The organism is Actinomyces naeslundii (genome assembly GCF_001956585.1).
Classification (GTDB): Bacteria; Actinomycetota; Actinomycetes; order Actinomycetales; family Actinomycetaceae; genus Actinomyces; species Actinomyces naeslundii.
Genome location: NZ_MSRR01000001.1, coordinates 16,678 through 39,084 on the forward strand (window position 1 = coordinate 16,678; position 22,407 = coordinate 39,084).

The window sequence follows — 22,407 nt, forward strand, 5'->3', positions numbered from 1 at the left end:
GGTCATGAGACACCGTCGTTTCTAAGGAGCAGTCCCATGCGTTCCACCCACTACCTCTCCCGCCGCTCGGTACTGGCGGGGCTGGGAACCACAGCAGTCGTCGCGACCCTGGCCGCCTGCGCGACCTCAGGTAGCTCCGGATCGAAGTCGGGCGGAGCCGCCGGTGAGGGGGACGCCAGTCAGGTCGACGTCGTCACCTGGTGGTCGGCCGGCTCGGAGAAGCTCGGCCTGGACGCCCTGGTCAAGGTCTTCAACGAGCAGTTCCCCAAGACGAGGTTCGAGAACAAGGCCGTCTCCGGTGGCGCCGGCAGCCAGGCCAAGCAGAAGCTCGCCGCGGACCTGGCTGCCAAGAACCCGCCGGACACCTACCAGGCCCACGCCGGCGCCGAGATCAAGGACCACATCGAGGCCGGCTACCTGCTGGACGTCGCCAGCCTCTACGAGGAGTTCAAGCTCAACGAGGCATTCCCCGCCACACTCATGGACCGCCTCAAGGACTCCGACGGCAAGATCTACTCGGTGCCCTCCAACATCCACCGGGCCAACGTCGTGTGGGCTTCGGTGCCCGCGCTCAAGGCCGCCGGGCTCGACCCGAACAAGCCGGCCACCACCATCGACGCCTGGATCGCCGACATGGAGAAGGTCAAGGCCGCCGGCCTGACCCCCATCACCATGGGCATGGCCTGGACCCAGCTCGAGCTGCTCGAGACCATCCTCATCGCAGACCTCGGGGTGGACGCCTACAACGGGCTCTTCGACGGCAAGACCGACTGGGGCGGCGCTGAGGTCACCAAGGCGCTGGGGCACTACAAGACGATCGTGGGCTTCACTGACTCCTCCCTCTACACCGAGGACTGGGAGCCCGCCATGAAGCCCATCATGGACGGCAAGGCCGCCTTCAACGTCATGGGCGACTGGGCCGTGGCCGGCTTCGACGCCGCCGGGAAGAAGGCCGGTCAGGACTACGTCTACTTCCCGGTGCCGGGCACCGACGGCGTCTTCGACTTCCTGGCCGACTCCTTCACCCTGCCCGACGGCGCCAAGCACCCCGGTGGCGCCAAGAACTGGCTCAACGCGATCTCCTCCAAGGACGGCCAGATCGCCTTCAACACCGTCAAGGGCTCCATCCCCGCCCGCACGGACCTCAGCGATGAGGAGAAGGGCAAGTTCTCCGAGTACCAGCGCTCGGCCATGGAGTCCTTCGCCAAGGACAAGATCGTCTCCTCCATCGCCCATGGTGCAGCCCTGCCCGCCAAGGCCACCAACGCGATGAACGACGCCCTGACCAAGTTCGCCCAGGGCGCCTCCGACGTCACCGCCCTCCAGTCCGACCTCAAGGCCGCCGTCTCCTGACCGGAGCCCCGGGAGTGGGGTGGGCCGTGCGTCCGCTCCGGCCTGCTCCCGCTCCCGGGTCCGACCTCTCGCGATCATCCGGCCGTGGTCGTCGCCACCACGGGCGGATCCCTCCATCACCTATGCATCAGGAGAACCTTGTGAGCACCAAGAGCGTCCCCGTGCGGCGCCGTCGGGCGAGCTGGAAGCAGTGGGGGCCCGGCCTCCTTCTCATCTCGCCCTCGATCATCCTCGTCAGCGTCTTCGTCTACGGGATGATCGGGATCAACATCAATACCTCCCTGCTGGACATGCACACCGCGGGCCAGGTCTCCGGGCGCAGGGGGACCACCGTCGTCGGACTGAGCAACTTCACGGCCCTGTTCGGCAGCCCCGACTTCCGGCACTCCTTCGTCAACCTCATCCTGTTCACCGTCACCTTCCTGGCCGGGACCCTCGTGGTCGGCTTCCTGTGGGCCTGGCTCCTGGACCGCCCCATCAAGGGGGAGGGGATCTTCCGCTCCATCTTCCTGTTCCCCATGGCCGTGTCCTTCGTGGCCTCCGGTGTGGTGTGGCGGTGGCTGCTCAACTCCGCCCAGGGCGAGCAGGCCTCGGGACTCAACCGCCTCTTCGAGATGGTGGGTCTGAGGTTCCTGGAGAACTCATGGACCCAGAACACCACCTGGGGGATCCTGGCCATCGCGCTGCCGGCCGTGTGGCAGCTGGCCGGATACGTCATGGCTCTCTTCCTGGCGGGCTTCCGCGGCATCCCCGACGACCTGCGCGAGGCCGCCCGGGTCGACGGCGCCAGCGAGTGGCAGCTCTACAAGTCGATCATCTTCCCCCAGCTGACGCCGATCGCCCTGAGCGCCGTCATCATCATCGGGCACATGTCCCTGAAGTCCTTCGACCTCATCATGTCGATCACCGACCAGCGGACCTACTCCACCAAGGTCCCGGCCATCGACATGTTCAACTTCATGACGGACAACGACTACTCCAACGCCGCCGCCGTCGGCACGATCCTGCTGGTCCTGGTCGCGATCGCCGTCATCCCCTACCTCATCCATGACGCCAAGGGCAGGAGGTGAGCGGCCATGACACAGAATCTTCCGATGCGAGCTTCGCGCCGTCCCGGCTGGGGCCAGACAGTCCGGTTCATCCTGCTGCTGGCCTCAGTGGCCCTGGTCCTCATCCCCGTCTACGTCCTGCTGGTCACCTCCTTCAAGGGATCCGCCGACGCCGACCCCTCCCGCACCTGGTTCCTGCCCGAGGTCTGGGTCACCAAGAACTGGTCCAACGCCTGGAACCAGCTCAGCGGCGGGCTGCTGCGCTCGCTGGCCCTTGTCATCCCCTCCTCGATCATCTCGGCGATGCTGGGAAGTGCCAATGGCTTCGTGCTGTCCAAGTGGCGGTTCCCCGGGGCCAACGTGGTCTTCACCCTCATCCTGTTCGGCATGTTCATCCCCTACCAGGCCGTCATGATCCCGCTCATGAGGCTGGTGACCAGCGCCGACCTGGGCTTCGGGATCCCTACGCTGATCCTCATGCACGTGGTCTACGGCATCCCGATCACGACACTCATCTTCCGCAACTACTACGAGACCATCCCGAACGAGCTCATCGAGGCCGCCCGGGTCGACGGTGCCGGCATGCTGCGCACCTACGCGTCGGTGGTCCTGCCGATCTCGGTGCCCAGCTTCGTCGTCGTCCTCATCTGGCAGTTCACCTCCGCCTGGAACGACTTCCTGTTCGCATTGTTCTTCGGTGGAGGGGCGCAGTCCGGGCCGGTGACGCTGGCACTCAACAACCTGGCCCACGGATCGATCCTGGCCGACTACGGGGCCTCCATGTCCGGCGCCCTCATCGCCTCGGTCCCCACCCTGGCGGTCTACATCCTGCTGGGCAAGTACTTCGTCGGCGGACTCATGGCCGGTTCGGTCAAGGGGTGAGTCCGGTCCGGTCTCCCGCTCCAGCTCTCGCGGGGGCCCGCAGACCTCCGCCATCGCATCCGGCTCCCGTTCCCGGCTTGGGGGCGGGAGCCAGATGTGATGAGATCGGGGTATGGCACGCCGCAGATCCAAGCGTCCCTACGGGCAGGGGCACATCCCCTTGAGCATGGACCGTCTCGCCTCCGTGCCGCGCACCCAGACCGGTCCCGGCGGGGCCGACTTCACCGTGCGCTACCTGCGCGGTGGGAACAAGCCCTACACCTGCCCCGGCTGCCACCGTGTCATTCCAGCCGGTAGCGCGCACGTGGTGGCCTGGAGCAACGAGTCGCTCTTCGGAGCGGATCGGGGCCTGGAGGAACGGCGCCACTGGCACACCTCCTGCTGGGAGCGCCGCCTCTGGTAGCCGGAGGGCGGGAGGAACGCCGGCAGTCATACCAGTGGCTCGGCAGAGCGCTCCTCCCAGCCCGGCAGCAGACGGTCCAGCGCGAAGCGCAGCGGCACGATGTCGCCGTCGCGTCCGCCCTCACCGATGGTCATCGGCACCGGCTGGCTCTCCGGCCTGACCCCGCGCAGCCGCTGGGACAGGTTCAGTGGCATCGACAGGATGTAGAAGCGACCCAGGGTGTCGATGCCGACGGTCTCGTCTGCCCTCAGGTACCAGCCGCGCAGCGGAGTGCGGGCGCTTCCGCCGCCGTACCCTCGCACCCGCAGCGGAACATCCTCAAGTCCCTCGTCGCGGGCGACCCTGAGGAAGAGCTCGACGATGCGCGCTGCCCGGGCGTGCTCGGCATTCTGACGCTCCTGGAGCATACGGGCCCGCTGGGCGGCCGCCCGACGACGCGACGCCGCCCAGTCGGAGTTCGCTGAGTCACCAGAGCCGGAGCTGCTTGATGACTCCTCCCCGAGCCGGGCGGCGTCGTCGGCTGTCACGAGTGCGCCTCAGCGGCGTCCCTTGCCCTGCCGGGGGTGGCGGTTGCCGGCGTTGCCGGATCCGCCCGAGCTCTTGCCGGGAGGCGGCACGTTCTCGATGCGGCCGGTGCCGCCCTTCTGGGCGTTCTTCGGGGATGACTGCGCGCCGTCCTGCTTGCGGCCGCCCGAGGCCGCAGCAGCCGTATTGCCAGCTGGTGCGGGAGCCGAGGTGGCTGACGGTGCCGAGGAGCTGCTGGAACCCGAGGCGTGAGTGCTGCTGGCGCTGGCTGCACCGGCTGCATTGGCAGCATTGGCACTGTTGGCGCTGCTGCCGCTGGCCGCTGGTTCCGCTGATGCGGCGGAGGTCTGCTGCTGAGCTGGCTCCTGAGCCTCCTGGGGCAGGGCCGCGACGTGGTCGCTGAAGGTAGGCGCCTGAGGCAGGACGCCGCCCAGGACACCGCGCATCTCGGTGAGGTAGGCGGAGACCGAGTCGCGCTGGCGCTCGAGCTCCTGGAGCTGACGGGCGGCCACCTGAGCGGTGACATCGGCGTCGGCGCGGGCGTCGCTGACGATCTGCTCAGCCTCGATCCGGGCCTGGGCCAGGGTCTCCTCGGCCTGGGCGACCGCCTCTTCCTGACGCTTGCGGGCCTCGGCGTCGGTGCGGGAGCGGACCTCCTCGGCGCGGGAGAGCGCCTCCTGCAGGCGCTCCTCGGCCTCCTGGGCCTGGATCTGGGCCTGTTCCTGCATCTCCCGGATGCGTTCGCGGGTTGCCTCATGGGCGTCGGAGTCCTCCTGGGCGGCCTGCTCGTGCGCCGCGGCGATCTCCAAAGTCGCCTGCTGGCGCAGTTCGGTGGCCTCGGAGCGGGCGGCGGCGGCCTCGTCGGTGGCTGAGCGTCGCAGCGTCTCCGACTCGTTGCGTGCGGAGGTGAGGATCTCCTCGGCCTCACGCTGGGCCTTGCCGACGGTGAGCTCGGCCTCCTGCTTGGCGGCCGAGAGGATCTCGTCAGCCTTCGCCGTCGAGGTCTTGTGCAGCTCGTCGGCCTCGGCCGCGGCGGCCTCGCGGTTGGCGGTGGCGTCACGCTCGGAGGTGATTGCGATCTCGGCGGCCTGCTTGCGGGCCTGGGACAGGACCAGGGCGGCCTCGCGCTCGGCAGTGGCTCGCATCTCGGTGACGGCCGCCTCGGAGTCGGCGGCGATCTGTGCGGCCTTGCGCGAGGCGGAGGAGACGAGCTCTTGGGCGCGGGCCTCGGCATTGGCGAGAGCAGTAGAGGCCTCCCCCTGGGAACGGGAGCGCAGCTCACTGGCCTCGCGGCGGGCGTCGGCCAGGAGGGTCGCCGCTTCCGAGGCGCTGCGCTCGGAGAGGTTCTTGGCATTGGTCCGCGTGCGGGTCAGCAGGGCATCGGCCTCGGCGTTGGCCTTGGACAGCACGGAGGCGCTCTGCTCCTCGGCGCTGCGCAGCAGCTGCTCGATCCGCGAGCCCAGGCCGGCGTAGGTCGGCTTGTCGGCCTCCCGCAGGCGACGCTGAGCATCAGCCAGCTCGCCGGCCAGCGTCATGGCGCGTTGGTCAAGGCTGGCGACCTCACGACGCGCGTCGGCCAGCTGGCGCGAGAGCTGCTCCAGTTTCCGATCAACCTGAGCGCGGTCGTAGCCGCGCATCGTGATGGCAAATTCGCTGTATTCCTCAGCCACGTCGGGTTCCTCCTCCTGGCGAGCCGGGGACGCTCACCACCAGCCCAAGCGTAACGATTGGACGTGATCGGGACGGTGGTCACTAAAGCGTGACGATACGCACAATCCAGTAGGTGAGGTCTCGGTTTCGAGTGGTGTGAGCAGCATGTTTGAGAGATCGATGACCGGTGTGTGGGGACTCGACCCGTTCAAGGAGTGCCGCCTCTCGGAGCGTTCCTCCGGCCCGTCCCCGAGAAGGGGGCACGGGTTGGTGGGCGAACGGGGCGTTTTCTGCCGGTTGGACCTCGAGTCGGTTCGCTTCGCTCAGCGCGTGCACCGTTGTGATTTTGCGCCGAGGTCGGTGCATTCGTGGGGTCCGCCATGCGATTCTGGTGCCTGACGGGCGCATGGTGAGCGCTCGTAGCGATGTCCGGCTCTGTAGCCAGCCGTCGTCAACCGTGTCCGCGAGCATAGGAGACCCGCGTCGTGAGTCGACGTATCTTGAGCGTGGTGGTGACCGTCCTCGGGCTGGTCCTCATCGCCCTGGCCGTTTGCTCGGCCACCATCTGGAAACCCAGCTCCAAGGTCGAGGCGAAGCTCGCCTCCGGTCCTTCCCAGCCCTACGTCATGACGGCGCCCGGAGTCCTCAGCGGCACGGAGTCGGATATTGCCGTGACCGCGAAGTCCTCCGACGGCAAGGACGTCCACCTGTTCATAGCGCGCGCGGCCGACGTCGACGCCTGGCTGAGCCCCGACGCCGACAACGCGCTTCCCTACACGGCGGTTACCGGGATCGACGCCGATGCCGGCACCCTGTCCTCCAAGGACGAGACCCAGTACTGCCCCCCTGCCAACGCCACCCCTGCTCCTTCTCCTTCCGCGGCGGCTTCCTCTCAGCCCTCTGCTCAGCCCTCCGCCTCCGCGCAGGCCGGTTCCTCGCAGTGCTCGGCGCGCAAGGCCAGCGCGGTGAACGCCTCGGGCTCTGACCTCTGGCTCGGGGAGAAGACCGGCGGCTCGTCGGTCACCTTCAACACCGCGGAGTCGGCCGACCGCGCGCTACTGCCGCGCAAGACCGTCGATGAGCAGATCGTCGTCATGGCCATGACCGACGGTAAGGCCGCAGCGCCCAGCCTGACCATCAGCTGGTCGCGGCAGGTGGAGACGCCCTGGTACTTCTACGGCGGTCTGGTTCTGGGCGGCCTGTTCGTGCTGGCGGGTGCCTTCCTGTTCTTCATCGACCTCCAGTTGCGTCGCGCCGACGTCGAGCGGCGAACCCTTTCGGCCGAGCGTGCCGCCCGTATCGCCAATGCGGACTCCGTCTCCACCGAGGGCATCCCCCAGGTGACTGATCCCGACCGTCGGCTCACGCGCCGAGAGCTGAGGGAGAAGGAGCGTGCTGAGGCCGCCGGCGAGGCCTGGACCGACCCGCGCACTGGTCGTGTCTACCTCGACGGCATCGAGGCTCCTGCGGTGCCCCAAGCGCCTGACATGTCTTCTGACACCGGCTACGCAGAGGGCGTCAGCGGCGAATCAGGCGGTGGAATCAGAGATGCCTACGGTGAGAGCAGCGTCGGCCAGGAGGGCCTGGCGGACGCGGGGTTCACCCGGGGCTCATCAGTTGTTCCCGGTCTTGATGAGGCCGCCACTCAGCAGCACCGTGCCGCCCGTGAGCCGGAGGGCCTCGCGGGTGGTGAGGCTCTGGCGATCGTCCCGGATCCTGTCGACTCAACCGGTGAGTCGGGACTCACCGGAGGGCAGGAGCTCACCGAGGCTCCCGCTCACTTCAGCCACGTGAGCCATCACAGCCATGCGGCTCCGAGCGCGCAGCCGCAGCCCGAGCAACGCGATGAGGTCCAGGACCACTCGCGCTTCGCCCCCAAGGACCACCACACCAGTCACGTCGCCGGCCAGCCGGACATCGAGCGGGCCTTTGAGAGTGATACTGCCGAGATCGAGGGGATGACGGTCTCGGCGCCCTCGCAGGACCCGAGTCTCCAGATGCCGACCGGTTTTGCCCAGCCGGAGGCACAGCCCTGGCCCGTGGCCGACCAGCCGGAGGCAACCGACGCGACGCAGGGCCAGAGCGTCGAGGCGATCGAGCAGGCTCGGGGAACCTCCTTCTCCGCGCCCAGTGCTGCGGATGCGCCTGCGACGTCGACCACTGTGTCGTGGCCCTCCTACTCCGACGGCGTCGAGCTGCCTCCTGCGGCAGACCCCGCCGTCATCCAGGCCGCCGACGCCGAGCCTCTCGGCGAGCCAGACCCGACCGCGGACCCCGACAACCAGGAGCACGCATGAAGCCCACCCGTCGAGCCTTGCTGAGCGCAGGCGGCGCCTCCGCCCTCGCCCTGAGCCTGGCCGCCTGCTCGAAGTCTCAGCCCAAGACCGCCCAGACCCAGGCCTCCGGCACCCCGATCGCCGAGCCGGTCCTCAACGACAAGCAGCTCTCGGAGATCCTCCAGCGCGTCCAGACCGGTTTGGCGACTGCGGACAAGGAGAAGAACGCGGACAAGCTCAAGGAGGTCATGACCGGCCCCGCGGCTCGGATCCGCGCGGCTGAGTACGCCACAGCCTCCGCCAGCGGGAACAACGACTTCATCCACCCCATGACCACCACGATCCAGGGTGGGGGAGTGGGCCAGACCGTCGGCTTCCCCCGTAACGCCGCGGCGGCCTCGGAAGGGGCCAGTCCCTCACTCATCTCCCTGGAGCAGAACTCGGCCCGTGACCAGTTCAAGGTCTGGGCCTGGGTGCAGGGGTTCTCAGAGAAGAAGAACATTCCTGTTCTGACCAAGCAGTCGGCCCAGCGTGCCAAGCAGGTGACTGCCGATTCCACGGGACTGGTCTCCACCCCCAAGGCGGCCCTCGACGCCTACGTCGACGCACTCAACCACCCCGACGGCGAGAACGGCAAGGCCTTCCCCGATGACCTGCTGCGTCAGAAGGTCCAGGCCGCCCGAACCACCAATCTCAGTTCCCTGGGCGAGGTCACCGTCACGGCGACCGCCGGTAAGGACGGCTTCCAGGGGCTCCAGATGGAGGAGGGCGATGGCGGGGCACTGGTCTTCACCACCCTGACCTACACGGTGGTCTACAAGCGCACAGTTGATGGCTCCGACCTCACCTTGCAGGGTGATGTCGCCGCCCTCATGGGTGGCAACCAGAAGATCGTCGGCACCGTGACCGCCACCTACGACTCCATGGTCGCCTTCTCCATCCCCAAGGAGGGAAGCAAGGACAAGGTGGCCGTTCTGGGCGCCGAGACCGCGCTGATGAAGGTGGATCGGGATGACTCCAAGACGCCGGCCCCCACGGCGTCGGCGACGGCCAAACCGTCCTGAGCGCCTCCGGTTCCCGGCCCGGCTCCGTGATCACTCGGAGCCGGGCCGCTGGCGCGCTCGGGCCTCTGACCAGTGGCTGGGCCTGTTCGCCGCGCCGGCGCTCCAAGACACCGAAAGATCCAGACCAATGAAGCAACCGGGCTACGGCCCGAGGAAGGCAGCTGCTCATGAGCATGTTCGGCGCCGTCGACCTGTCCAGTTTCGCCCCCGCCACCAAGCCGGCCGGCTCGGCCGGAGGCACCCCGACTCCCACGTCCGGTGCTGCCGGAGGTGCAGGTGGCGGCCTGCCTGTGCCGCTGGTGGTCGACGTCGACGCCTCCAGCCTGCGTGACGTCGCCGAGGTCTCCACCCAGGTCCCCATCATCGTCGTCCTCCACAGTCCGCGCAGCCAGGCCAGTGCCGAGCTGGCCTCCCTCCTGGAGCAGCTCGCCGGGCAGTACGCCGGACGTTTCCAGGTAGCGCGCGTCGACGTCGACGCCGCCCCGGAGGTTGCCCAGGCCCTCCAGGCCCAGGCCGTCCCCACGGTCGTGGCCCTCATCTCCGGGCAGCCAGTGCCCATGTTCCAGGGTCCTGTCGCGGAGGATCAGCTGCGCGCGGTCATCGACCAGCTGCTGGAGGTCGCCGCCGCCAACGGCGTCAGTGGCACTATCGCCGTCGACGCCGCCGCGAGCACCGATGCCCAGGCCGAGCCCGAGGAGACGGAGGTCGAGCGGGCTGCTCGGGAGGCCATCGAGGCCGGAGACTTCGCCGCCGCCGAGGAGGTCTACACCCATGCCATCGCCCAGAACCCGGGCGACGACGATCTTAAGGTGGCCCGCAACCAGGTGCGCCTCATGGCCCGCATGGACGGTCAGGACCCTCACCAGCTCCTCGCCGCGGCCGACGCCGCGCCCGCCGACCTCGAGGCGGCCCTGGCCGGGGCCGACGCCGCCCTGGCCCTGGGCGACGTCAACGCCGCGCTGGGCCGGGCCCTGGAGGCCGTGCGCACCCATCAGGGGGAGGAGCGTGAGAGCGCCCGCCTGCGTCTGCTCGAGCTCTTCGAGATCATCGGAGCCACCTCCCCGGAGGTGGCCCAGGCCCGCCGCCGCCTGGCCTCCCTGCTCTACTGAGAGGCTCTACTGGGGGCCTGTACCGACGACGGCCCACAGACACGAGTGCCCCTCACCGTACCGGTGAGGGGCACTCGCCTATGCCGAGGGAGCGGAATCAGGCGATCGGCTCGGGGTCGATCTTCCAGACCTCACGGGCGTAGTCGCTGATGGTGCGGTCGGAGGAGAAGCGGCCCGAGCGGGTGATGTTCACCCAGGCCTTGCGCTGCCAGGCGCGGGTGTCGGCGTAGCCGGCCGCCATGGCATCCTTGGTCTCGCGGTAGGAGGCGAAGTCGCCCAGGACGTAGTAGACGTCGGCCGGCTCGTAGGAGGGCTCCAGGAGGCTGCGGCGCAGGTCTGCGAACCAGCCCGAGCCGTTGTCGTCGAGGGTGCCGTCGGTGAAGGCGTCCAGGACGCGCTTGAGACCGGGGACGTTCTCGTAGTGCCACACGGGGTCGTAGCTCTCGCGCAGGCCGGGCAGCTCGTCCTCGGTGGCGCCGAAGATGTAGGCGTTGTCGTCGCCCACCGCCTCGAGGATCTCCACGTTGGCGCCGTCGAGCGTGCCCAGGGTCAGGGCGCCGTTCATCATGAACTTCATGTTCGAGGTGCCCGAGGCCTCCTTACCGGCCATCGAGATCTGCTCGGAGATGTCGGCGGCCGGGATGATGTGCTCGGCCGGGGAGACGTTGTAGTTGTGGACGAAGACGACCTTGAGGGTCTTGGAGACGACCGGGTCGTTGTTGACCAGCTCGGCGATGGCGTTGATGAGCTTGATGACGCCCTTGGCCCGGATGTAGCCGGGAGCCGCCTTCGCCCCGAAGATGAAGACCCGCTTGGGGACCTCCAGGCTCGGGTCCTGCTTCATGCGGAAGTAGAGGTCCAGGATGTAGATGGCGTTGAGCAGCTGGCGCTTGTACTCGTGGAGGCGCTTGATCTGCACGTCGAAGATCGCCTCGGGGTCGATCTCGACACCCTCGCGCTGGGCGATCCAGGCGGCGAAGTCGACCTTGTTGGCGTGCTTGATCTCTGCCAGGCGATCGTAGACGGAGTCGTCGACGGAGTCGGTGTGCTCGGCCAGGACGGTGAGGTCCTTGACCCAGGTGTCCGATCCGGTGACCTCGTCCAGGAGCGCGGACAGCCTGGGGTTGCACTGGCGCAGCCAGCGGCGGGGGGTGACGCCGTTGGTCTTGTTGTTGAAGCGCTCGGGCCAGATGGCGTGCCACTCGCCCAGGGTCTCGCGCTTGATGATCTCGGTGTGCAGCGCAGCCACACCGTTGATGGAGTAGGAGGCGTAGCAGGCGATCCACGCCATGCGCACCTTGTCGCCGGAGACGGGGGCCATGTAGTCGATGGTGGCCTGGTCCAGGCCGCGCTCGGCCATCTCGAGGCGGAAGCGGCGGTCGATCTCCCGGACGATCTCGGTGATGCGCGGGAAGAGACGGTCGAAGATGGAGATCTCCCAGGTCTCCAGAGCCTCGGCCAGCACCGTGTGGTTGGTGTAGGCGAAGGTCTTGGTGACCACGTCCCAGGCCGCTTCCCAGCCCAGGTGGTGCTCGTCCATGAGGAGGCGCATGAGCTCGGGGATGGCGAGCACCGGGTGGGTGTCGTTGAGCTGGATGGCGTTGTAGTCGGCGAAGCCGGACAGGTCCTCGCCGTGGTGCTTCACGTAGTTCTCGACGATCTGCTGGAGGGAGGCCGAGCAGAAGAAGTACTGCTGGCGCACCCGCAGGACCTTGCCCTCGTAGGTGGTGTCGTTGGGGTAGAGGACGCGGGAGATGTCCGAGGTGCGCTCGCGCTCGACGATGGCCTCGGTGAAACGCTGGGAGTTGAAGGCGTCGTAGTCGAACTCCTCGAGCGGCTCGGCCTTCCACAGACGCAGGTTGCCCACGTTCTTGGTGCCGTAGCCGGTGATGGGCATGTCGTAGGGGATGGCGCGCACGGTCATGTCCCGGTAGCGCACCAGGCGCTGGGCCTCCTCGTGGCGGATGACGAAGGGGTAGCCCTCCTCCATCCACGGGTCGGGGTGCTCGGTCTGGAAGCCGTCCTCGAAGACCTGCTTGAACAGGCCGTAGCGGTAGAGGATGCCGAAACCGTTGACCGGCAGGTCCAGGGTGGCGCAGGAGTCCAGGAAGCAGGCGGCCAGGCGGCCCAGCCCGCCGTTGCCCAGGGCGGCGTCGGGCTCCTGCTCCAGGACGTCGGAGAGACTCACGCCGAAGGAGCCGACGGTCTCGCGAGCCTCATCGACCATGCCCAGGTTGGATAGGTTGTTGAGCAGGGCTCGGCCCATGAGGAACTCTGCGGAGAAGTAGTGCTCCTGGCGTCCGGCGCTGTACTTCTGCTCAGTGGCGTACCAGTCGTCCGCGATAGTGTCGACGACGGCGGAGGACAGGCCCTGCCACACCTCCATAAGGGTGGCCGCGGTAGCGGGTCGACCAGATACGGCGCGCACCTGCGCGGGGGCGCTCGTGACCAGCTTCTGTGTCATTCTTCTTCCCTTGTCAGGCTTCGTGGTCGCCGACTGCAAGATTCTTGCAGCGGACTGAAAACAAGCGTACATCGACGAGGGTCGGGCCGCCCGGTCTGCGCAGAGAGCACAGGACGCCAGGGGCCGCGCTCCTGTGCGAGACAGTGCCCAGACTACCGGCTTATAGGTGATGGTGCGGGGTCGAGTTCAAGGTTCTGATCACGTTATGAGCAGCAGACCGCGGTGGGGCGAGAGCCACTCGAGCCTCTCGCCCCACCGCAGTGCGTGGTTTCAGACTGGGTCAGTCCTTCGCCGGGCGCAGGAAGACCGCGCCCATAGGGGGAACCCGCAGACGCACCGAGGCCGGGCGTCCGTTCCAGGGCAGCTCCTCAGCCTCGACATGGCCCAGGTTGCCCACGCCGGAACCGCCGTACTCCTCGGAGTCGGTGTTGAGGACCTCCTCCCAGTCCCCGGCGAAGGGCAGGCCCACCCGGTAGCCCTCGTGCGGGGTGCCGGCGAAGTTGATGATGCAGACCATGAGGTCGCTCTTGCCGTTGGCGTCAGTGCCTTTGCGCAGGTAGGACAGGACGTTGTGGTCGCCGTCGCCGGCCTCGATCCACTCGAATCCCCGGTGGGAGAAGTCCTCCGACCACAGGGCCGGCGAGTCCAGGTAGAGCCGGTTGAGGTCGCCGACCAGTGCGAGCAGCCCCTGGTGTCCCGGGTCGTCCAGGATCCACCAGTCCAGGGAGTTGTCCGCGTTCCACTCGGTTCCCTGCCCGAACTCCTGGCCCATGAACAGCAGCTGCTTGCCGGGGTGGGACCACTGGTAGGCGTACAGGGCGCGCAGACCCGCCAGCTCCTGCCAGGGGTCTCCGGGCATCTTGGACAGCAGGGAGCCCTTGCCGTGGACGACCTCATCGTGGCTCAGCGGCAGGATGAACTGCTCGGAGAAGGCGTAGACGAGGGAGAAGGTCAGCTCCCCGTGGTGGTAGCGGCGGTTGACCGGGTCCTCGGCCAGGTAGCGCAGGGTGTCGTTCATCCACCCCATGTTCCACTTCAGTCCGAAGCCCAGGCCGCCGTACTCGGTGGGGGCGGTGACGCCGGGCCAGGCCGTGGACTCCTCGGCGGCCATGAGGATGCCGGGGTTCTTCCGGTAGGCGGTGGCGGTGGCCTCCTGCAGGAAGCTGATGGCCTCCAGGTGCTCGCGGCCGCCGAACTGGTTGGGGTGCCACTGGCCGTCCTGGCGGGAGTAGTCCAGGTAGAGCATGGAGGCCACGGCGTCGACGCGCAGGCCGTCGGCGTGGAACTCCTGGAGCCAGTACAGGGCGTTGGCGACCAGGAAGTTGCGCACCTCGTTGCGTCCGAAGTTGAACACGTAGGTGCCCCAGTCGGGGTGCTCACCGCGCTGCGGGTCGGGGTCCTCGTACAGCGGGGTGCCGTCGAAGCGGGCCAGAGCCCACTCGTCCTTGGGGAAGTGGGCGGGCACCCAGTCCAGGATAACGCCGATGCCGGCCTGGTGGAGCTGGTCCACCAGGTAGCGGAAGTCGTCCGGGGTGCCGAAGCGCGAGGTGGGCGCGTAGTAGCTGGTCACCTGGTAGCCCCAGGAGCCGCCGAAGGGGTGCTCGGCCACCGGGAGGAACTCGACGTGGGTGAAGCCCGCCTCCTTGACGTAGGGGACCAGCTCCTCGGCCAGGCCGCGGAAACCCAGTCCCTGGCGCCATGAGCCGATGTGAACCTCGTAGATGCTCATCGGGCCGCTGTGGGGGTCGGTGGTGGCGCGCTTGTCCATCCAATCCTGGTCGCCCCACTCGTGGAACTGGTCGGTGACCACCGAGGCCGTGGCCGGAGGGACCTCGGTGGCACGGGCCATCGGGTCGGCCTTCTGGTGCCAGGAGCCGTCGCCGAAGCAGATCTCGAACTTGTAGCGGGCGCCGACGCCGACGCCGGGCACGAACAGCTCCCACACGCCGGATGATCCCAGGGAGCGCATCGCCGTGGCGGTGCCGTCCCAGTAGTTGAAGTCGCCGACGACGCGCACGGCGCGGGCGTTGGGTGCCCACACGGCGAAGGCGGTTCCCTCGACCTCGCCCATGAGGCCGTCGTAGCGCTTGACGTGGGCTCCCAGGACCTCCCACAGCTCCTCGTGGCGGCCCTCGGAGATGAGGTAGGTGTCCATCTCGCCCAGAGTGGGCATGTAGCGGTAGGGGTCGTCCACGGTGGTGGTCTCGTCACCGTAGGTGACCTTGATGCGGTAGTCGGGGATCTCCTGGCCGGGCAGGACCGCCACCCACACGCCGTCCTGCTCGTGCACGGCCGGGAAGGTGCCGTCCTTGGTGACGACGACGACGTCGTCGGCCAGGTGGCGGACGGTGCGGATGGTGACTCCGTTCTCGCCGACGTGGGCGCCCAGGACCTCGTGCGGGTCGTGGTAGCGCGCGTAGGCGACGTCGGCCAGAACCCAGGGGTCCACGGGGACGGGGGCGAGGTCGGCCGGAGTTTGGGATCTGGGGTCGTTCTCAGGGGTGTTGGCGCTCATACAGCAACTCTTCCATGCGTTCGGTGATTAGCGGGTGCTTTTGGACGTCGGACCGATGGGGATGAGGGGGATGGAGGATCGTCGCGTGCTCAGCCCTCCGCGTGCTTGGACAGGACCGACTCGATCCCCGCCATGGGGATGCCCAGCCAGTCGGGACGGTTACGGGCCTCGTAGACGGCCTCGTAGAGGGCCTTGTCCAGCTCCAGGCAGGTCAGGACCGTCTGGTACGAGGCCTCGGCCTGCTCCTGGTCGCCGGATGCCGCTGGCGACGGGGCGAGAGAGCCGGTCTCCTGGCGTCCCAGGCGGTAGCCCTCCTCGAAGGCGGAGCGCACGGCGGGGAGCCAGTCGGGGTGGGGTGCCTTGCCCACGGCGGCGGCGTAGTCGAAGGAGCGCAGCATGCCGGCCACGTCCCGGGCCGGCAGGTCGGGGTCGGAGCGCTCGGCCAGGGGGCGCAGGGGCTCGCCCTCGAAGTCCAGGACGTACCAGCGCTGCTGGCCGCCGATCTCGTGAAGCACCTGCCCCAGGTGGTAGTCCCCGTGGATACGGGTGGTCGGTTCCAGGGCGGGGAGCTCCTCGAGACGTGCCAAGGCCTGCTCCACCTTGAGCTCCAGGGCGCGGATGTGGCCGGAGAGCTCGGGCACCTCCTCCAGCGCCCACCGGGCGCGCTTGCGCAGGGCGGCCGCGAGCTCGGCAGGTGAGGGCGGCCGGCTCGTGCCCAGGGAGGCGGCCAGGTGGTGGTGCATCTGCGCGGTCGTGCGTCCCAGATCCCGGGCCAGCTCCACGGCGCGGGCCCGCACCGGTCCGTCGACGTCGTCGGTGGAGGCCAGTGAGCAGAACAGCTCGAAGCCGTCGTCGGCGCGGGGGACGAAGCTGCAGGCCACGGCCGAGTCGGTGGACTCCTCCAGGGCGGGCTGGCCGCAGCCGCCCATGCGCGTCCAGGTCATGGTGGACCAGGCCACCGGCGTTGGCACCTGGTCCCAGCCGCTGCGGGCCAGGGCCACCGACAGCTCCACGTCGGGATTGCGCCCGTGCTCCAGGACCCGCAGGAGCTTGACGATGAGGTCACCGGTGGCGGCGTCCTGCTCCCCAAGAGCCTCGGCGGGGTCGGAAGGGGCCGGCAGGATGACGGAGGTGTTGGACTGCTCCCCGGTGGTCACCCGCAGCCTCGGCGCCCGCTGGGCGATGGCCAGGGCTCCGGCCTCGCTCAGGACGGTGCCCGCCTTCAGCGTGCTCAGGGCCCAGGCCCGCCAGAAGGCCGGGTGGTGGGCGCCGTCGACGAGCGCCACCTGCGTGGGTGACCCCTGAGAGCCGGTGGTCACCAGCAGGCCGTGGTTGCCGGGTGCCTCACCGGGGGTGGCGAAGGAGTCGAGCGCCTCGGCGGCCTCCAGGACCACCGGTACGTGCAGCAGCACCATCCCGTCGCGGTGACCGGTCTCGGCCTGGTTGCCCCGTAGGGCGGCGATGACGAGGTCTCGCACCCCCTCCTCCGGCTCCCAGGTTGCGATCACGCGCAGGGAGCCCAGGGGCGGTGCGGCGTCCCCCTTGAGCGGGAACCAGCGCCGTTGGAGCATCCACGGTCCCAGCGCAGCGAGGATCTCGGCATTGGTGGGCCAGGTCGACGGGGCCTGGGCGCTGCGCAGGGAGTGTGCCGGCACGGTGGCGGGCTGCGGTGCGGCGGAGATCGGCTCGTTTGGCATCAGACTTCCTCGGTCGGGTGGTTGTCGTGGTCGCCCTGGGGGGCGTCGTCGGGCTCAGTCCGGTCAACGGACAGCCAGTAGTATCCGCGCGCTCCCAGCGTCAGGGTGAGGCGGCCGCGCTCGTCAACGGGCGGGAAGGCGCAGCCCCCGAACAGATCCGTGGTGCCCCTGCCCGCCAGCTCAGGAACCTCGATCGTCACCGACCGGGGGGTGGCCGAGAGGTTGGAGACGCACAGAAGGGTCTCTGCCCCCTCCACCGGCGCCTCGTCGCAGCGCGTGTGCGCCAGGACGGCGTCATCGCTGGTGGGGCGCAGGAGGAAGTTCCCGCGACCCAGCACGGGATGGGCGCGGCGCAGGTGCAGGATCCGCCGGGTGAACTGCAGCAGCGAGTCGGGCCGGGCCATCTCAGTGGCCACCGTCAGGTGCGCGTAGCCGGGGGCCTGGATGAGCGGAAGCGTCAGCGCACCGGGGTCGACGACGGTGGAGAAGCCCATGTTGGGGGAGTCGTCCCACTGCATGGGAGTGCGCACGGCGTCACGGTCCTCCAGCCAGATGTTCTCGCCCATGCCGATCTCGTCGCCGTAGTAGAGGCAGGGACTGCCCGGCAGGGACAGGAGCAGGGCGTAGGCCAGCTCGACCTCGGAGCGCGAGGCGTCCAGGAGCGGGGCCAGGCGCCGCCGGATCCCGATGTTGGCGCGCATGCGCTCCTCGGGGGCGTACCAGGCGTACATCTGGTCGCGCTCTGCGTCGGTGACCATCTCCAGGGTCAGCTCGTCGTGGTTGCGCAGGAAGGTCCCCCACTGCCCGTGGGCGGGAATGTCGGGGGTCTTCTCCAGCACCCAGCGGATGGCCTCGGCCGAGCCCTGGCGCAGCGCGTAGAAGATGCGTGGCATGACCGGGAAGTGGAAGCACATGGTGCACTCGGGCGCCTCCTCGGTGCCGAAGTACTCCACGACGTCGTCGGGCCACTGGTTGGCCTCGGCGAGCGTGATCGTCCCGGGGAACTCCCGATCGAGCATCTCGCGGATGCCGGCAATGATCTCGTGGGTGCCTGGCAGGTTCTCGCAGTTGGTGCCCTCAGACTCGGTCAGATAGGGAATGGCGTCAAGGCGGAAGCCGTCGACCCCGGTGCGCGCCCAGAAGCGGATGACGTCGTGGATCGCCTCGATGACCGCCGGATTGCGGTAGTTGAGGTCGGGCTGGTGGGAGAAGAAGCGGTGCCAGTAGAACTGGCCTCGCTCGACGTCGTAGGCCCAGTTCGACTCCTCGGTGTCCACGAAGATGATGCGGGCGTCGTCGTAGCCGGAGTCGTCGTCGGCCCACACGTAGAAGTCCCCGTAGGGGCCCTCGGGGTCCGAGCGGGAGGCCTGGAACCAGGGGTGGGCGTCGGAGGTGTGGTTGACGACCATGTCGATGACGATGCGGATCCCGCGCTGATGGGCCTGGTGGACCAGCTCGCGGAAGTCCTCCATCGTTCCGTAGCGCGGGTCGATGGCCGTGTAGTCGGAGATGTCGTAGCCGCCGTCACGGATGGGCGAGGGGTAGAAGGGCGGGATCCACACGCAGTCCACGCCCAGCCACGCCAGGTAGTCCAGGCGGGAGATGAGCCCGCGCAGGTCCCCGATGCCGTCGCCGTCGGAGTCGGCGAAGGAGCGCAGCAGCGCCTCGTAGAAGACGGCCGTGCGGAACCACTCGGGGTCCGCGCTGATACCGGGGCGGGCCTGGGCGGGCAGGACCGGTACGCCGGGGATCTGCGGTGCCACCGTCATCGGCATGGGGATCCCGCCGCTGGGGGTGGGGAGCGCCGCCATGGCTCCGGTGCCGGCAGCGGCCATGGGGGCCGCTACGGGGACACTCCCCGGCACGGGCTGGCCGAAGGGGCTGGCCGGTACTGCGGCCGGTGGCTCGTTGCCGGCGGGCATCGGGCCGGTGCTCATCGGGTCCGTGCTCACAGCGGCTCCACGGAGAAGACGTGGGCGACCTGCCCGGCGAAGGGGTCAAGGCGCACGTAGTTCTGACCGGACCAGTCGTAGGTGTCTCCGGTGAGTTCGTCAGTCACCTTGACCACCGGGCGTGAGGCGTCGACCCAGCCTGGAAGCCCCAGGGCCTCTAGGTTGAGGTAGACCTCGCCGGCGCGCGCCCCGTGCGGGTCGAGGTTGACGACGGTCAGGACGACGTCGTCCTTGCCGGTGGGGCTGTGGAAGGCATCCACCCGCTTGGAGTAGGCGATGATCTGGTCATCGCTGGTGGGGTGGAAGTAGATGTCTCGCAGCTGGCGCAGGGCCGGGTGAGAGGATCGGGCGGCATTGAGACGGGTGAGCAGGTCCTCGATCCCGTTGCGACGGGCAGTGGCGAAGTCGCGCGGCTTGTACTCGTACTTCTCGTTGTCGATCTGCTCCTCGTAGCCGGGGCGGGGCGTGGACTCGGCCAGCTCGTAGCCGGAGTAGATGCCCCAGGTCGGCGAGAGCGTGGCTGCCAGGACGGCGCGCAGCTTGAAGGCTGGCACCTTCCCGTTGGTCATGAAGGGCGTGAGGATGTCGTGCGTGGTGGGCCAGAAGGCCGGGCGCAGCAGGTGGGCGGTGTCCTTGCTGAGCTCCAACGTGTACTCGATGAGCTCTTCCTTGGTGTTGCGCCAGGCGAAGTACGTGTAGGACTGATGGAAGCCGATCATGCCCAGGGTGCGCATCATGGCCGGACGGGTAAAGGCCTCGGCCAGGAACAGCACCTCGGGGGACTCGGTGTGGATCTCGGCGATGAGCCGCTGCCAGAAGGCCAGGGGCTTGGTGTGAGGGTTATCCACCCGGAAGATCGTCACCCCGTGCGCGATCCAGGTGCGCACGACCCCCAGGATCGCCTGGTAGATGCCCTCGGGGTCGTTGTCGAAGTTGAGCGGGTAGATGTCCTGGTACTTCTTGGGCGGGTTCTCGGCGTAGGCGATGGAGCCGTCGGCCAGGACCGTGAACCACTCCGGGTGCTCGGCCACCCATGGGTGGTCCGGGGAGCACTGGAGCGCCAGGTCCAGGGCCACCTCCATGCCCAGCTCGCGCGAACGGGCCACCAGGGCGTCGAAGTCCTCGAAGGTGCCCAGGTCCGGGTGGATGGCGTCGTGGCCGCCGTCGGGCGAGCCGATGCCGTAGGGGGAGCCGGGGTCGCCGGGTCGGGCCGTCAGAGTGTTGTTGCGGCCCTTGCGGTTGGTCAGGCCGATCGGGGAGATGGGCGTGAGGTAGAGGACGTCGAAGCCCATGGCCGCGATGCGGTCCAGGCGCTCGGCGGCGGTGCGCAGCGTCCCCGAGTGCCAGGTGCCGTCCTCGCTGACCCCCGAGCCCAGCGAGCGCGGGAAGATCTCGTACCAGGAGCCGATCAGGGCGCGCTCGCGGTCCACCTGGAGGGGGTACTCGGCGGTGGGGGAGACGTGGTCGCGCAGCGGCAGGCGGTCCAGGGCGGCCTTGACCGAGTCCGCCAGGCCGGCCGCCAGGCGGTCGTCCACGGGGTTGGAGGGGTCGCGCATGATCCACACGGCGTCGTTGAGGGCCTTGACGCCCTCCTCGTCACGGCCCTCGATGGCCGCTGCCCGGTCCAGGACGCGGGCGCCCTCCTCAAGCATGAGCTCGACGTCGATCCCGGCCGGCACCTTGATACCGGCGTCGTGGCTCCAGGTGGCGTACGGGTCCGACCAGCCCTCGACGCGGAAGCGCCAGTCCCCGGGGGCGTCGGGCGCCAAGGACGCCTCGTAGCGGTCCAGCCCCGGGGCGATGTCGTGCATGCGGGCGCTCGGGCCGTTGCTGCCGTCGGGGCGCACCAGGACCGCGGTGGCTCCGTATCGGTCGTGCCCCTCGCGGAAGACGGTGGCGCGGATCGGGATGACCTCCCCGACGACCGCCTTGGCCGGCCAGCGCCCGTCCTCGACGACCGGGAAGACCTCGGTGACCGGGATCCGGCCGATCAGCGAGCGCTGGGCCGGCTGCGGCGTGCTCGCCGCAGCGGTCTGATCCTCTGCCTGCCCTGAGGACGCCGAGGACTCCGCCTCAGGCGCCCGGGGCGTGTCGGTCGGGGCGGCAGCGGACTTGGAGGGGCGGGGGGACTGCTTCTTGCCGGCCTTGGGCGTCGTGTTTGGAGTCACAGGAGCAAGACTACGGTGAGAAACGATCTGAGTCACATATCCGACCTCCAGACGCCGATCGGCCCGGTACGCGCGTCGCGAACCGGGCCGATCGGGGCGGTTGAGCCGGAGGGCTCAGCGGCCGTCAGTAGTTCATGTGCATGGCGGCGCGGACGTCGTCGAGCGTCTTCGCGGCGACCTCATTGGCCCGGGCGTTTCCCTGCCCCAGGACCTCCAGGAGGTAGTCCTCGTTGGCGGCCAGCTCGGCGCGGCGGGCCCGGATGGGGGCGAAGAACTCGTTGACGGCCTCCGTGGTGACCTTCTTGAGGGTGCCTGCGCCGCCGTCGCCGATGCGCTCGGCGATCTCCTCCGGCGTGCCCGCCCCGCACAGGGAGGCCAGCATCAGCAGGTTGGAGACCTCCGGGCGCCCGGTGGGGTCGTAGGTGATGACGCGCTCGGAGTCCGTCTTGGCTTTCTTGAGGAGCTTGGCGGTCTCGTCGGCGCTCATGCCCAGTTCGATCGTGTTGCGGCGGGACTTGCTCATCTTCTCCCCGTCCAGTCCCAGCAGCATCGGGGCCTGGCTGAGCAGGGCCTCAGGACGGCGGAAGACCGGGTGGTCCTTGACGGCCCGTCCGTAGCGCTTGTCGAAGCGCTGGGCGATGAGACGGGCCTGCTCCAGGTGGGGGAGCTGGTCCTTCCCGACGGGGACGAGGTTGGCCTGGCAGAAGAGGATGTCGGTGGCCTGGTGGACCGGGTAGGTGAGCAGCAGGCCGCTCATGGCGCGTCCGTCGGTGGCCTCCAGCTCGGACTTCACCGTGGGATTGCGGTGGAGCTCGGACTCGGTCACCAGGGACAGGAAGGGCAGCATCAGCTGGTTCTGGGCCGGGACCGCCGAGTGGGCGAAGATCGTTGAGCGCTGCGGGTCCACACCCACGGCCAGGGCGTCGGTGACCAGGGACAGGACGCGCTCGCGGATGGGGCCGACGCCGTCGCGGTCGGTGATGACCTGGTAGTCGGCCACGAGGATCCAGGTGTCCACTCCGGCGTCCTGGATCGTCTTCCAGGAGTGCATGGTGCCGAAGTAGTGGCCCAGGTGCATGTTCCCGGTGGGACGCACCCCGGTGAACATCCGGTAGCGGCCGGGGTTAACGGCGATATCGGCCTCGATCTCGGCGGAACGGGCGATCGATCGGGCCAGGGAGGCGTCATTGGTGGCGTTGGCCAGGGCCTCCTCGGCCACGGTAGGGGTCTGAGTCATGGCCTCATCCTAGGGGGTACCGGTGCAGCGACGGATCGGGTCCGGTGTCGTCCAGGTCCGGGC

At 68.8% G+C, this 22,407-nt stretch carries 15 protein-coding genes; 7 read left to right on the forward strand and 8 right to left on the reverse strand.

The genetic code is table 11. The annotated features are described in order from the left end of the window. Positions 1–36: 36 nt before the first annotated feature. The 4 genes from BKH33_RS00065 (at position 37) to BKH33_RS00080 (ending at position 3,687) form a co-directional block, all read left to right on the forward strand. A complete protein-coding gene (locus tag BKH33_RS00065) occupies positions 37–1,353 on the forward strand; it encodes an ABC transporter substrate-binding protein (protein WP_003782864.1) in 1,317 nt (438 codons plus the stop codon). A gap of 140 nt (positions 1,354–1,493) precedes the next feature. Continuing rightward, a complete protein-coding gene (locus BKH33_RS00070; RefSeq protein WP_003782867.1) occupies positions 1,494–2,423 on the forward strand; it encodes a carbohydrate ABC transporter permease in 930 nt (309 codons plus the stop codon). A gap of 6 nt (positions 2,424–2,429) precedes the next feature. Then, positions 2,430–3,284 (forward strand): carbohydrate ABC transporter permease, encoded by an 855-nt coding sequence (locus tag BKH33_RS00075; protein ID WP_003782869.1) that lies wholly within the window; start codon positions 2,430–2,432, stop codon positions 3,282–3,284. A gap of 112 nt (positions 3,285–3,396) precedes the next feature. After that, entirely contained in the window at positions 3,397–3,687 is a 291-nt protein-coding gene (locus BKH33_RS00080; protein WP_076142404.1) for a hypothetical protein, read from the forward strand. 26 nt (positions 3,688–3,713) lie between these two features. On the opposite strand, the gene BKH33_RS00085 is transcribed toward BKH33_RS00080, so the two are convergent. Together BKH33_RS00085 and BKH33_RS00090 are read right to left on the reverse strand one after the other, a co-directional pair. Then, entirely contained in the window at positions 3,714–4,214 is a 501-nt protein-coding gene (locus tag BKH33_RS00085; RefSeq protein WP_076081308.1) for a hypothetical protein, read from the reverse strand. A 9-nt stretch (positions 4,215–4,223) separates the two neighbouring features. Further along, positions 4,224–5,882, reverse strand: a complete 1,659-nt coding sequence (locus BKH33_RS00090) for a DivIVA domain-containing protein (protein ID WP_076071633.1) — start codon at positions 5,880–5,882, stop codon at positions 4,224–4,226. Between the two features lie 465 nt (positions 5,883–6,347). On the opposite strand from BKH33_RS00090, the gene BKH33_RS00095 reads away from it, so the two are divergent. From BKH33_RS00095 to BKH33_RS00105, 3 genes are all read left to right on the forward strand, one after another. Then, positions 6,348–8,159, forward strand: coding sequence for a hypothetical protein (locus BKH33_RS00095; protein WP_076142406.1), 1,812 nt, complete (start codon positions 6,348–6,350; stop codon positions 8,157–8,159). Then, positions 8,156–9,202, forward strand: coding sequence for a DUF8094 domain-containing protein (locus tag BKH33_RS00100; RefSeq protein WP_003780793.1), 1,047 nt, complete (start codon positions 8,156–8,158; stop codon positions 9,200–9,202). The genes BKH33_RS00095 and BKH33_RS00100 overlap by 4 nt, the downstream gene beginning before the upstream one ends. 167 nt (positions 9,203–9,369) lie before the next feature. Continuing rightward, a complete protein-coding gene (locus BKH33_RS00105) occupies positions 9,370–10,311 on the forward strand; it encodes a tetratricopeptide repeat protein (protein WP_076071637.1) in 942 nt (313 codons plus the stop codon). 97 nt (positions 10,312–10,408) lie between these two features. On the opposite strand, the gene BKH33_RS00110 is transcribed toward BKH33_RS00105, so the two are convergent. From BKH33_RS00110 to trpS, 6 genes are all read right to left on the reverse strand, one after another. Further along, positions 10,409–12,775: a glycogen/starch/alpha-glucan phosphorylase gene (locus tag BKH33_RS00110; RefSeq protein ID WP_043539839.1), complete on the reverse strand. Its 2,367-nt coding sequence runs from the start codon at positions 12,773–12,775 to the stop codon at positions 10,409–10,411. Between the two features lie 280 nt (positions 12,776–13,055). After that, on the reverse strand, positions 13,056–15,290 hold the full coding sequence (gene glgB / locus BKH33_RS00115; RefSeq protein WP_076142408.1) for a 1,4-alpha-glucan branching protein GlgB: 2,235 nt from the start codon (positions 15,288–15,290) through the stop codon (positions 13,056–13,058). A gap of 89 nt (positions 15,291–15,379) precedes the next feature. Next, positions 15,380–16,987, reverse strand: coding sequence for a phosphotransferase (locus tag BKH33_RS00120; protein WP_076142410.1), 1,608 nt, complete (start codon positions 16,985–16,987; stop codon positions 15,380–15,382). After that, complete coding sequence (gene treS / locus BKH33_RS00125) at positions 16,987–18,909, reverse strand: maltose alpha-D-glucosyltransferase (RefSeq protein WP_076142432.1); 1,923 nt, start codon at positions 18,907–18,909, stop codon at positions 16,987–16,989. Before treS ends, BKH33_RS00120 begins: the two co-directional genes overlap by 1 nt. Positions 18,910–18,935: 26 nt before the next feature. Further along, the gene (locus BKH33_RS00130) at positions 18,936–21,107 is read right to left on the reverse strand and encodes an alpha-1,4-glucan--maltose-1-phosphate maltosyltransferase (protein WP_100219069.1); all 2,172 of its coding nucleotides are present in this window, start codon (positions 21,105–21,107) and stop codon (positions 18,936–18,938) included. A gap of 124 nt (positions 21,108–21,231) precedes the next feature. Then, positions 21,232–22,344 (reverse strand): tryptophan--tRNA ligase, encoded by a 1,113-nt coding sequence (trpS, locus tag BKH33_RS00135; RefSeq protein WP_003785107.1) that lies wholly within the window; start codon positions 22,342–22,344, stop codon positions 21,232–21,234. Positions 22,345–22,407 lie beyond the last annotated feature (63 nt).